Annotated in this window: 13 protein-coding genes and 1 other RNA gene; 7 read left to right on the forward strand and 7 right to left on the reverse strand. The window is 66.8% G+C overall.

Translation table 11 applies throughout. The features are described 5' to 3' along the window. The first annotated feature begins 28 nt into the window (after positions 1–28). Entirely contained in the window at positions 29–1276 is a 1248-nt protein-coding gene (locus MF607_RS11855) for an aspartate kinase (RefSeq protein WP_242118978.1), read from the forward strand. 142 nt (positions 1277–1418) lie between these two features. On the opposite strand, the gene MF607_RS11860 is transcribed toward MF607_RS11855, so the two are convergent. Next, positions 1419–1835, reverse strand: coding sequence for a secondary thiamine-phosphate synthase enzyme YjbQ (locus MF607_RS11860; RefSeq protein ID WP_242118980.1), 417 nt, complete (start codon positions 1833–1835; stop codon positions 1419–1421). Between the two features lie 89 nt (positions 1836–1924). Between MF607_RS11860 and MF607_RS11865 the strand changes: the two genes are divergently transcribed. Beyond that, the gene (locus tag MF607_RS11865; protein WP_242118983.1) at positions 1925–2911 is read left to right on the forward strand and encodes an NAD(P)H-dependent flavin oxidoreductase; all 987 of its coding nucleotides are present in this window, start codon (positions 1925–1927) and stop codon (positions 2909–2911) included. 412 nt (positions 2912–3323) lie between these two features. On the opposite strand, the gene MF607_RS11870 is transcribed toward MF607_RS11865, so the two are convergent. Both MF607_RS11870 and MF607_RS11875 read right to left on the reverse strand, forming a co-directional pair. Further along, on the reverse strand, positions 3324–3731 hold the full coding sequence (locus MF607_RS11870; protein WP_242118941.1) for a hypothetical protein: 408 nt from the start codon (positions 3729–3731) through the stop codon (positions 3324–3326). 55 nt (positions 3732–3786) lie between these two features. Further along, positions 3787–4800 (reverse strand): polyprenyl synthetase family protein, encoded by a 1014-nt coding sequence (locus tag MF607_RS11875; RefSeq protein ID WP_242118943.1) that lies wholly within the window; start codon positions 4798–4800, stop codon positions 3787–3789. Between the two features lie 120 nt (positions 4801–4920). On the opposite strand from MF607_RS11875, the gene MF607_RS11880 reads away from it, so the two are divergent. Further along, the gene (locus tag MF607_RS11880) at positions 4921–5211 is read left to right on the forward strand and encodes a chorismate mutase (RefSeq protein WP_242118945.1); all 291 of its coding nucleotides are present in this window, start codon (positions 4921–4923) and stop codon (positions 5209–5211) included. Then, entirely contained in the window at positions 5208–6317 is a 1110-nt protein-coding gene (locus MF607_RS11885; RefSeq protein WP_242118947.1) for a glycoside hydrolase family 130 protein, read from the forward strand. The genes MF607_RS11880 and MF607_RS11885 overlap by 4 nt, the downstream gene beginning before the upstream one ends. A 45-nt stretch (positions 6318–6362) precedes the next feature. Here the strand turns inward: MF607_RS11885 and MF607_RS11890 are convergent, their stop codons facing one another. Together MF607_RS11890 and ssrA are read right to left on the reverse strand one after the other, a co-directional pair. Next, the gene (locus tag MF607_RS11890; protein ID WP_242118950.1) at positions 6363–7136 is read right to left on the reverse strand and encodes a TSUP family transporter; all 774 of its coding nucleotides are present in this window, start codon (positions 7134–7136) and stop codon (positions 6363–6365) included. A 78-nt stretch (positions 7137–7214) separates the two neighbouring features. Beyond that, positions 7215–7560, reverse strand: a transfer-messenger RNA (tmRNA) gene (gene ssrA / locus MF607_RS11895). 43 nt (positions 7561–7603) lie between these two features. Between ssrA and MF607_RS11900 the strand changes: the two genes are divergently transcribed. Then, on the forward strand, positions 7604–8035 hold the full coding sequence (locus MF607_RS11900) for an RrF2 family transcriptional regulator (RefSeq protein ID WP_056455391.1): 432 nt from the start codon (positions 7604–7606) through the stop codon (positions 8033–8035). A gap of 57 nt (positions 8036–8092) precedes the next feature. Here MF607_RS11900 and MF607_RS11905 read toward each other — a convergent pair whose 3' ends face one another. Further along, entirely contained in the window at positions 8093–8395 is a 303-nt protein-coding gene (locus MF607_RS11905) for a hypothetical protein (RefSeq protein WP_242118952.1), read from the reverse strand. An 88-nt stretch (positions 8396–8483) separates the two neighbouring features. Between MF607_RS11905 and MF607_RS11910 the strand changes: the two genes are divergently transcribed. Next, positions 8484–8906 carry a CBS domain-containing protein gene (locus MF607_RS11910; protein ID WP_242118954.1) on the forward strand — a complete coding sequence of 141 codons (423 nt, stop codon included), beginning with the start codon at positions 8484–8486 and terminating at the stop codon, positions 8904–8906. Positions 8907–8953: 47 nt separating this feature from the next. After that, positions 8954–9880: a hypothetical protein gene (locus MF607_RS11915; RefSeq protein ID WP_242118955.1), complete on the forward strand. Its 927-nt coding sequence runs from the start codon at positions 8954–8956 to the stop codon at positions 9878–9880. Between the two features lie 186 nt (positions 9881–10066). Here the strand turns inward: MF607_RS11915 and MF607_RS11920 are convergent, their stop codons facing one another. Then, positions 10067–11536: a lipopolysaccharide biosynthesis protein gene (locus MF607_RS11920; protein ID WP_242118957.1), complete on the reverse strand. Its 1470-nt coding sequence runs from the start codon at positions 11534–11536 to the stop codon at positions 10067–10069. Positions 11537–11899: the final 363 nt, after the last annotated feature.

Raw genomic sequence — 11899 nt, forward strand, 5'->3', positions numbered from 1 at the left:
TTCCCCCCAAGGATGAATGGCAAAACGCATGGCGCGGATCGTGATGAAGTTCGGTGGCACCTCGATGGCGGGGATCGAACGCATTCGCAACGTCGCCCAGCGCGTCAAGCGCGAGGTCGAATCGGGCAATCAGGTCGCGGTGGTCGTGTCGGCGATGGCCGGCGATACCGACCGGCTGGTCGGCTTCTGCCGCGAAGCATCGGCGCTGTACGACCCGCGCGAATATGATGCGGTGGTGTCGTCGGGCGAGCAGGTGACCAGCGGACTGCTGGCGATCGCATTGCAGGCGATCGGCGTGCCGGCGCGGTCGTGGCTGGGCTGGCAATTGCCGATCCGCACCACCGACGCCCATGCGACCGCGCGGATCGAGTCGATCGACACGACCGCGCTCGACGAATCGCTGGCGCGCGGCGAGGTGGCGGTCATTCCCGGGTTCCAGGGGGTGACTGACGATCATCGCATCACCACGCTGGGGCGCGGCGGGTCGGACACGTCGGCGGTGGCGATGGCGGCGGCGATGCAGGCCGATCGCTGCGACATCTACACCGATGTCGACGGCGTCTATACCACCGACCCGCGCATCGTACCGCGCGCGCGCAAGCTGGCGCGGGTGACGTATGAGGAAATGCTCGAACTCGCCTCGGTGGGGGCGAAGGTGCTCCAGACCCGGTCGGTCGGGCTGGCGATGAAGGAACAGGTCCGCGTCCGCGTGCTGTCGTCGTTCGACGATACGCGCGACGAGGATGGATATCGTGGAACGCTGATCGTCGGCGAAGAGGAAGTGACGGACATGGAACGGCAGCTCATCACCGGCATCGCGCACGACAAGAACGAGGCGAAGATCACGCTGGTCGCGGTGCCCGATCGCCCCGGCGCGGTCGGATCGATCTTTGGCCCGCTGGCCGCCGCCGGCATCAACGTCGACATGATCGTCCAGAATATCGCCCATTCGGCGGGATCGACCGACGTGACCTTCACCGTGCCCGCCGCCGAACTGGCCCGCGCGCTCGACACGCTGGAAAAGGCGAGCACTGATATCGGCTTCGCCAAGCTGTTGCACGACACGCGGGTCGCCAAGATCTCGATCGTCGGCGTCGGCATGCGCAGCCATGCGGGCGTGGCGTCGACCATGTTTCAGACGCTGGGTGATCGCGGCATCAACATCCAGGCGATCACCACGTCGGAGATCAAGGTCAGCGTGCTGATCGAAGAGGATTATACCGAACTGGCGGTGCGCGTGCTGCACACGGCGTACGGGCTGGACGCAGAGGGGTAACCAGATCCTCCCCGGTACGGGGAGGGGGACCGCCGCGCAGCGGTGGTGGAGGGGGCGAGCCACGCAACGCAACCGTTGTGGATGCCGACACCCCCCTCCATCAGCCTGCGGCTGGTCCCCCTCCCCGCGGAGCGGGGAGGATTTATTCGCCGATGAGGTGCACCGCGATCCTTCTGCGATGCGCCGCGCGGCGGTGTTCGAACAAATAGATGCCCTGCCACGTGCCGAGCACCGGGCGGTGGCCGATCACCGGGATCGACAGCGACGTGTTGGTCAATGCGGTGCGCAGATGCGCGGGCATGTCGTCGGGCCCTTCCTCGTCATGGGCATAGCGGTCGCTTTCAGGCGCGATGTGGCGGAAATAGCGTTCGAGGTCGTCGCGTGCCGCTTCGCTCGCATTCTCCTGCACCAGCAACGAGGCCGAGGTGTGGCGGCAGAACAGGGTCAGCAGCCCGCTGGCGATGCCCGTCGCATCGACCCAGTGCCGGACCTGTCCGGTGATCAGCACCAGCCCCTGTCCATTGGTGGTGACGACCAGCTCGCCATGTTCCTGTCGCATCATCGTCCCTGCTTGCCCGAAGCCGTCCGCCCGCGCTAGGCGGGGCAATGACCAACGCTTCGATCGGCGCCGAGCGCCTTGAGCGCCGGATGGCGCGTGGCTGTGACTTTCTGGGTACCGAGACCGCGATCCTATGCGGCGCGATGTCGTGGGTGAGCGAGCGCAACCTCGTCGCCGCCATCTCCAATGCCGGCGGCTTCGGGGTGATCGCGTGCGGGGCGATGACCCCCGAACTGCTCGATGCCGAAATTGCGGGGACCAAAAAGCTGACGACCAAGCCGTTCGGCGTGAACCTGATCACCATGCATCCGGCGCTGTTCGACCTGATCGACGTCTGCGGACGGCACGGCGTGACCCATGTCGTGCTGGCCGGCGGCCTGCCGCCCAAGGGGTCGCTGGAGGCGATCAAGGCGACCGGGGCCAAGGTCATCGCCTTTGCCCCGGCACTGGCGCTGGCGAAAAAGCTGATCCGCTCGGGCGCCGATGCGCTGGTGATCGAGGGGATGGAGGCCGGCGGCCATATCGGCCCCGTCTCCACCAGTGTGCTCGCGCAGGAAATGCTGCCCGAGGTGGCGGATCAGGTGCCGGTGTTCGTCGCGGGCGGGATCGGCCGGGGCGAGGCGATCGCCGGTTACCTCGACATGGGTGCGGCGGGCGTGCAGCTCGGCACCCGCTTCGTCTGCGCGACCGAATCGATCGCGCATCCGGCGTTCAAGAAGGCGTTTCTGCGCGCATCGGCGCGGGACGCCGTCGCCAGCGTCCAGATCGACCCGCGCCTGCCGGTGATTCCGGTGCGCGCGCTGAAGAATGCCGGGGGCGAGTTGTTCACCGCCAAGCAGCGCGAGGTCGCGCAGATGCTCGACGAGGGCGGCGTGGCGATGGCCGAGGCGCAGTTGCAGATCGAACATTATTGGGCGGGCGCGCTGCGCCGGGCGGTGATCGACGGCGATGTCGAGCATGGCAGCCTGATGGCCGGCCAGTCGGTCGGCATGGTGACCAGGGAAGAGCCGGCGGCGGAGATCATCGCGACGCTGATGGCTGAGGCGGCGCAAGCGCTGGAGAAGCGGGCGGTTTGAGCCCAAAGTTCACAAAGTTCACACTTGTGCAGGCTTTGTATCGTTGACGTCGGTGGGCTGACGCACCTGCGGTTTTTGGGCCGCGCGGGTGGAGATACGGACGGTGCGACAGAGCGTGGGGCGAGCCTGTCACGGCTTTGCGGTGTAGGAAAGCGCCGGTCGGTTGCGGATGAGGGTGACCTGCTCGGTCGTCGGGGGGTAGGAAGGACCGGGATCGGGTCGAGACCTTTGCGAAAGTCCCTTTCCGTACCCCGGCGAAGGCCGGGGCCCAGTTGGGGGACGGCAGTAAGCTACGGAAAAGCCTTCCCAACTGCACCCCGGCCTGCGCCGGGGTACGGGGAGTTTTCGAGTGACGGGCGACGTTCGCCGCGTTTTCGATCGGGTCCGGATGACGTAAGGATGCGGGGCAACGTTACCGCCCCATCGGCCCGTCCTCGGCCAGCCATGCCAGCGCCGATTCGCGCGCTTCGAACAGGGCGATGTTGGGGGCGAGGCGCTTGGCCTGCATCTTCAGCAGCGTACTGTTGGCGATGATCGCGATGCGACGCGACGTGACATTGGGATTGGCGGCGATCTGTTCGAGCAGCGGCAGCACGTCGCGCGGCTGGACCGCGAATTGCGTCATGTCGAACAACGTGACCTGCTGACCCAGCGGACAGCCGAGCGTCGGCAGGCGGCCGAGCGTCGTGGCCAGCGCGTCGCGGAAGCGCAGCACGATCGCCGGATCCCACAGCCCGCGCAGGTCAATGTCGAGCATCCTGCGCGCCGGATCGATCCGGATGGTGAAGGCGGCATCGTCGATCTTCAGCGAATCGGGCATCGTAACCTATTCCGCTATCGGCGGTTCTTACGCAACCGAACGCCGCCGATGTCGATCAATAGGCGCGACGCACCGCGAATTCGACCGCCTCGACCATCGCGTCCTTGGCCGGACCGTCGGGGAAACGGCCGATCGCGTCGATCGCGCGCTGCCCGTAATGGCGGGCGCGGGCGAGCGTATCGTCGACCGCGCGCGACGATTGGACCAGGGTGATCGCATGCGCGAAATCGGCATCGCTCGCACGCTTGCCCGACACCGCGTCGCGCCAGAAGCTGCGCGCGGTTTCATTGCCACGGGCATAAGCGAGGATGACGGGCAGCGTCATCTTGCCTTCGCGGAAATCGTCGCCGGCATCCTTGCCCATGGTATCGGCGTCGGACACGTAATCGATCGCGTCGTCGACCAGCTGGAAGGCGATGCCGAGATTGCGGCCATAGGCATCGAGCGCGGCTTCGTCGGCGTCGGAGCGTTCGGCGACGATCGCGGCGATGCGGCACGCGGCGGCGAACAACGCGGCGGTCTTGGCACCGATGATGTCGAGATAGCGGTCCTCGGGCGTGTCGATGCGGCGGATCGCGGTCAGCTGGTTGACCTCGCCCTCGGCGATGATCGCCGAGGCACCCGACAGGACGCGCAGCGCCTTCAGGCTTTCGGCCTCGACCATCAGTTCGAAGCTCTTGGAAAACAGGAAGTCGCCGACCAGGACGCTGGCCGGATTACCCCAGATGATGTTGGCGGTGCGCTTGCCGCGGCGCAGGTCGGATCCGTCGACGACGTCGTCGTGGAGCAGCGTCGCGGTGTGGATGAATTCGACCGCGGCGGACAGCAGGTGATGGCGCGTGCCGCCATAGCCGATCAGCTTCGCACAGGCGAGCGTCAGCATCGGCCGCATCCGCTTGCCCCCGCCGGCGATCAGATGGCCGGCGAGCTCGGGGATCAGCGGAATCTTCGACTGCATCCGGTCGAGGATGACCGCATTGACGCGATTCATGTCGTCGGCGACCAGCGCCATCAGCGGATCGAGCGAGGGTTCGGTCCGCTTGTCGAGGCGGTGCAGGGTAGCCGTCATGTCCCAGCGATGTGGCGGTTCGGACAAGCGAACGCAAGGGAAAGGCGGGGTTGCGCGATACGCCCGGTCGCGCGAAAGGGGCGGACCCCCGGCACGCCCCGCCGTTCAGGAAGGATCGCCATGTCCGATGCGACGCTGCAACGCTTTCGCCAGAGCATCGACAATATCGATGCCGCTCTGGTCTTTCTGCTCGCCGAACGGTTCAAGGTGACGCAGGCGGTCGGCCGGTACAAGGCCGACGAAGGACTGCCCGCCGCCGATCCGGGGCGCGAGGAGGCGCAGATCGCGCGGCTGCGGTCGCTGGCGCGCGACGCCGATCTCGACCCCGAATTTTCCGAGAAGTTCCTGCGCTTCATCATCGACGAAGTGATTCGCCATCACCGGTCGATGCAGGATGGCGACGCGGCGTGAGCGACGACCGGATCGTCTTCGCTCCCGACGATGTCGATCTGACGCGATCGCCGCTCCGCCGCGACATAGCCGAGCCGACCTATGTACTGGGCGCGTTCAATCCGGCGCTGACGCGGTTACCGAACGGCAATTTGTTGCTGCTGGTGCGGATTGCCGAGGCGCTGCGCGAACCGGTGCGGGGCGGGCAGGTGCGTTCGATCCGCTGGACGCCACGGGGCTATGTGCTCGACGGGTTCGCCGCCGATGCGGCGGACGTGCGCGATCCGCGATTCTTCGCGCTGACCGGCGGGGCCTATCCGTTTCTGGGGCTGACTTCGCTGTCATGGTTGTTGCCGGTCGAATTGTCGGCCGATGGGCAGCGGGTGGTGGCGGTGCATTACGACTGCGCGGTCGAACCGTCGGCGGACTATGCCCAATATGGCGTCGAGGATCCGCGCATCGTCCGCATCGACGGCGTGTACTGGATGACGGTATGCGGCGTGTCGGGCGGGCGGCTGTGTACGGTGATGTACCGGTCCGACGACGGGTTCGACTGGCGGTCGCAGGGCATGGTGCTCGACCATGGCAACAAGGACATGGTGCCGTTCGAGGGGCGGGTGGGGGAGCGCTATGTGTCGCTGACCCGGCCCTTGTCGGATGCATGGTTCGTGGCCGCGCCGGACGGGGCGGAAACGAGCGGGCCGAGTATCAACCTCGCCACCTCGCCCGACATGCTGCACTGGCGGCCGCTGTCCGAACCGGCGCTGCGCCCGCGCAAGGGGGCGGCGGCGTACAAGCTGGGCGGCGGGACGCCGCCGGTGCGGACGGCGCGCGGGTGGATGCTGCTCTATCACGGCGTCGAGAAACAGGGCGCGGTGGGGGTGTATCGCACCTATCGCGCGCTGATCGATGCGGAGGCGCGCTGCGTGCTTGAGCGCGACGAGTCGCGACCGGTACTGGAGGCGGCGTCGGACCTGATCGCGCCGATCGCGCACCAGGCCTATCTGCCGCAGCCGGTGGTGTTCACGACCGGGATCGTGCGCGATGGCGACGACTGGATCGTGGCGTCGGGCGAGGCGGATCTGGCATGCCGGCTGACGCGGATCGAGGGGCGGCGGCTGGATTAGCCTGGTTCCCCATCCAACCCGTTTGGTGGGATGAAGGGGAAGGCGCTAGACCCCCAGCCACATCCGCAACGGGTTGGCCGGGTCGGCCATCAGCTTCACCGTCAGTGCCAGCGAGATGACGACCAGCAGCGGCCGGATCGCGCGCCCGCCGAACCGGATGGCGAGCGCCGCGCCGACCTGTCCGCCCGCAAGGCTGGCGAGCGCCATGGCGAGGCCGAGCGTCCACCACACATGCCCGCCCGCGACCAGCACGGAAACGCCGGCCAGATTGCTGGCGAGATTCAGCAGCTTGGTATGCGCCACCGCTCGCGTCGCGCCCATGCCGGCGGCGGTGACCAGCAACAGCGTGAAGAAGGATCCGGTGCCGGGGCCGAAGAACCCGTCATAGGCGCCGATCGCCGCGACCGCGAGCAACAGCCCGGCCGGGGCGAGGCGGGTATGGGTATCGACGTCGGACAGGCGCGGACCGAACAGGAAATACAGCGCCATCGCGACCAGCAGGACCGGCAGCACGCCCGACAGGAAATGCGGATCGATCGCCTGCACCAGCGCCGCGCCGGCCGCCGCCCCGCCGAACGAGGCGAGCGCGGGCAGGGCGAACCGCCGCAGGTCGATATGCCCCTTGCGCCAGAAGGCGAAGGTCGCGCCGGCGGTGCCGCACGAACTTTGCAGCTTGTTGGTACCGAGGGCGACGACCGGCGGGACGCCCGCGGCGAGCAGCGCGGGCAGGGTGATGAGCCCGCCGCCACCCGCCATCGCATCCAGCGCGGCTGCGCCGAACGCGACGAGCATGAGCAGGGCGATGAGGTCGATGTCCATGCGCGCGGCCGTAGCGGGCAAGGGCGTGTTGCGAAAGGAAGTGGGGAGCTTCTGTTGCCCGGTGCTCCCCGTACCGCTGGAATCCGATTCTGTTGCCCGGTTCGGTCCGACCGCGCTATTTTGGAGTAACTTCAGGCCGTGAGGCCCTTAGTTACGCCGCAATCGCGAGTGCTTCGTTATCGTTGGCACTTGTGTGTATGGGCCGTTGCGGTGGTCCCATTCCGAACGAAAACAGCGCTTTTCAACACACGTCGATCCTGGTTCGGCCCCGTCAGAAACGGTGTCCAGAAACACCACCTTATGGTGGAGCCGCCGGGTACTGCCCCCGGGTCCGCTGCGTCTATTGCACGCCGCAGTTTATCGTCATAGCCGGCTGGAAGCCGACGATTGGGATATAGGCGCTTGTCCCGGCTTTGAAAAGAAGCGTACTTCCCTTGCCGTATCGCAAGTGGCATGGGCGTTGAACGATGTTGACCCAGCGTTCCCGCTATGCGTTGCGCGCGATGCTGTTCCTTGCCGAACAACCCGCGGGCGAAGCGCCCATGCCGATGCACCGCATCGCCACCGCCGCCAACGTGCCGCGCAAGTTCCTCGAACTGATCCTCGCCGATCTGCGCGAGGCGGGATTCCTGTTGTCGACCAGGGGCAAGGCGGGCGGCTATCACCTTGCGCGCCCGGCGCATCTGATTTCGCTCGGCGAGATCATCCGCGTGATCGAAGGCCCGCTGGCGCTGGTCCCCTGCGTCAGCCGTACCGCTTATCGCCCGTGCGGCGATTGCAAGGACGAGGCGAGCTGCGCGATCCGCCACGCCATGGCGCGGGTGCGCGACGAGACGGCGCGCATTCTCGACGGGACCAGCCTGGCACAGGCGGCGGCGCTGGAACTGGCGGCGGCGTGACCCGGTAATCGGGCGTCTTCCGGTTTTGGGCGTCTCGACCGGGAATCGCGCAGCGCGTCATCCCCGCTGATCGCGTCCCGGATCGCGATCGGGGTTGAAGGCATCGACCGCCGCGTCATGCCCCGATCCGTTGCTCAGGAACACCAGCGCCATCAGCGCACCGCCCAGCATCACCGACAGCCCGACTCCGGCCAGCGTCGCGGCGGCAATCACCCAGTTCATCGACCCGATCCACCACCAGATGCCCCCCAGCGCCAGCAGCGCGGCGACGGCCGAGATCGCGGCCATCACCTTGAGCAGCCAGCGAAACCGGCTCCAGGCGAACGCAGCATATACGGGGTCGTCGAGATCGTTCGCCATGGCTTTTCAATGGTGGCGAAGCGTGGAATTCTCAACCCATGGATGCCCCTGTCGCGTCGGACCGGGGCACCGGTGGGAGGAGAGGGCGATGACCATCGCGAAACTGTTGGGCAAGCGTGCGATCGTGTCGGTCGGGGCCGATGCGCGCGTGCGGGACGTCGTGGCGCTGCTGGACGAACATCGCATCGGCGCGGTACCGGTGCTTGAGGGGACCCGGGTCGTCGGCATCTTTTCCGAACGCGACATGATCCACACGCTGGTCGAACGCGGCGCGGCGGCGCTCGACCTGCCGGTCGGCGATCGGATGACCAGCCCCGCGATCACCGTCGATCCGGGCGCGTCGGTGCTGGGCGCGCTGTCGCTGATGACGCAGCGGCGCATCCGGCATCTGCCGGTGATCGACGGCGAGCGGCTGGTCGGATTCGTGTCGATCGGCGACCTCGTCAAATATCGCATCGACGGGATCGAGGCCGAGGCGGAGGCGATGCGTGCCTATATCCAGCAGGGTTAGGCGCGCCGGTTGACGCCCGTTTAACCGGCGGTCGATAAGCAGGCGGCATGGCCTCGCTCGGCGAACATCTCAACTGGCACTGGAAGCAATGGCGGCACCGCCGGCTGGCGCGCGCCATTCTTGTCACGCCGCCGGCGACGATTCGCGACGACGGGGTAATCGTCTTCTCGATGATCGGCAGCGCGGTGCTGTTGCCCTATCTGGTCGCGGTCAAATCGCTGCTGCATCATTTGCGGCGCGGGCGGGTGGTGATCCTCGACGACGGGACGCTGACCGCGGCGGACAAGGCGGTGCTGGCCGCGCAGCTCGGCGACCCGCGGATCATCGCGATCGATACGATTGCGACCGATCCCTGCCCGCGGCGCGACGTGTGGGAACGGCTGCTGACGATCCTCGACCTGCGCGCGCAGGATTATGTGATCCAGCTCGATTCGGACACGGTGACGCTGGGCCCGGTGCCCGAGGTCGCGGCGGCGATCGATGCGGGGCGCAGCTTCACCCTGTTGGGGGAGGGCGACGCACGGCTGCTGCCGGTCGATGCCTTTGTCGCGACGCGACGCGCGGTCGATCCGTTGGCGAGCGCCACCCATGTCCAGGACGCTTCGGAAGCGGTGCTCGACCGGGTCGCCGTGCCGGGGCGCGAGTCGCTCCGATATGTGCGGGGCTGTGCCGGCTTCGCCGGTTTCACGCGCAGCGAGGACGGGCGCGCCGTCGCCGAAACGCTGTCGCTGGCGATGGATCGGATCCTCGGGGAACGGCAATGGCGCCGCTGGGGCAGCGAGCAGGTCGCGGCCAATTTCGTCGTCGCCAACGATGCCGAACCGGTGCTGCTGCCCTATAACCGCTATTTTAATTTCTGGAATGCGGGCGTGCCGCGCGGCGCGGCGTTCGCGCACTTCATCGGCACCTATCGCTTTCACGGCACCGCCTATCTGCGCGCAACCCGCGACGCGATCCGGCAATTGCAGGGTTAGAGCGGTTTCCGATCAGATTGGATCACCGGCACGGAGGTGATTTTGGTTCGGGGCGAGGCGCAAGGAGGGAGCGATGCCGAAGCATCGTGACCGACGAAGCAACGCTGCCCCGAGCCGAAATCACCCCGCCGCGTCAGCGGTCGCCTGTAGGGCGATGACGGTGGTTCAAGCTGGTCGGAAACCGCTCTAGCGCCGCCGGACCATGGCGATCGCATCGGTGACCGCCGATCGGGCGAAGCACCACAACATGCCGGCATAGACGCCGCCGCCGACCGCGACCGACAGCGCCAGCGTCGCGACCGGGGACCCCGGCGCGATGACCGCGCGCGCCAGCAGCACCGCACCCACCATCGCCACTCCGGCGGCAAAGGCCGGGCGGACCGCGGCGCCGAAACTGCCGAGCGACAGGCCGATTACCGGCAGCGCGCGGCGGAGCACGATGCCGAGCAGGATCGGGTGCGCGACGATCCATGCCGCCGCCAGTCCGCTTATGCCGAAGCGCACGCCGACGAGGAACGCGACCGGCAGCAGCATCGCGCCGATCGCCGTCGTCCGCGCGGTGATCCCCGGCCGCCCCAGCGCATCGACCACCGGCAGGAACAGCGTCTGCAGCGCCATGAACGGCATGGCGATGCCGAGCAGGGCGACCAGCGGCGCCGCCTCGCGCCATTGCTCGCCCAGCGCGATCGTGACCACCGGCCCGGCGGTGACCGCAAGTCCAAGGAAAAAAGGGACCGCGACCAGCATCACGAGGCTCACCGACCGGACGAAGCCGTCCGCTACCGCCGCCCGATTATGCTGCATCCGCGCATAAGCCGAAAAGGCGACCTCGTTGAGCGGCGGCACGACCTTGTTGGTGAATATCTGCGTCAGGAACAGCGCGGTGGTATAGATGCCGACGACATGGGCATCGAACCAGCGCCCGGCGACGAGGATATCCGCCTGGCTCTGCGCGAAGCTCAGCAGGCTCGATCCGGCGACGACCCCGCCATAGCGGGCGAGATGCCCTGCGCCGCGAAAGTCGAAACTCGGCCACATCCATGCGCGGGCGGCGATGGTCAGTCCGATGGCACGGGTCGCGAACAATACCCCCGGTGCCAGCACCAGCGTCCATACGCCCAGTCCGGCATAGGCACCGCCGATCGCGGCGAGCGCGCCGAGGAAGGAGGACAGCAGATTGACCTGTGCCTGCCGATGGAAATCCATCCGCCGCGCCAGCAGGGCATAGGCGAACGAACTGAACGGCGTGGTCACATAGAGCAGCGCCTGCACCCGCAGCAGGTCGGCGACGAACGGCTCGTGATAATAAGCGGCGGCGAGCGGCGCGATCACGAACTGCACACCGCCCAGTATCAGGTTGAGCAGCAACAGCATCCCCAGTACCTGCCGCTGCTGTCGCTGCGATACCTCGCCATGCTGGATCAAGGCGTTGGCCAGCCCATGCCCGTTGAGCATGTTGAGCAACAGCAACACGACCCCGGTCATCGCCACCAACCCATAATCCCCCGGCGTCAGCATGCGGATGACGAGGAAGGTCGATGCCCATGACACGATCTGCCCGACGATCTGGCTGCCCGAGCGCCAGATCACGGCACGGCGCACCTGTCCGCGCAGCGATTCGGTCGGGGCAGGGGGCGATTCGGCAGAGGAGTCCATGCTGGCAGCTTGTACGCCAAGCGATTGAAACCGCGTAAACCCGCGGAAATCCGTCAATCTGCAACTTTCTCGAAACAAAATTGCAAAAAGCCGTTGACCGTTTCCAACATCGCCCGTAGAGGGCTGTTCACCGGACGGGGCGAGCCAATCGCTTCCACCGGGACAGCGAAACGCAGGCGACGCAAACCGCCCCTCCTAAAAAAAGGGGTAGCGAAGCGACGCCGGTTTCTTTGTCCGCTATTTGACATTGTAGTTTAGATGAAGGGACATGTGGGCGGCGGCTTGCGGTCTATGGCATTCAAGGTGCTGTGGGATCGTTTAAAGTTTAAGCTGGCTCATATGTCTTATTACAACCACCATATT

The sequence above is a fragment of the Sphingomonas lacusdianchii genome (genome assembly GCF_022664395.1).
Lineage (GTDB): Bacteria > Pseudomonadota > Alphaproteobacteria > Sphingomonadales > Sphingomonadaceae > Sphingomonas > Sphingomonas lacusdianchii.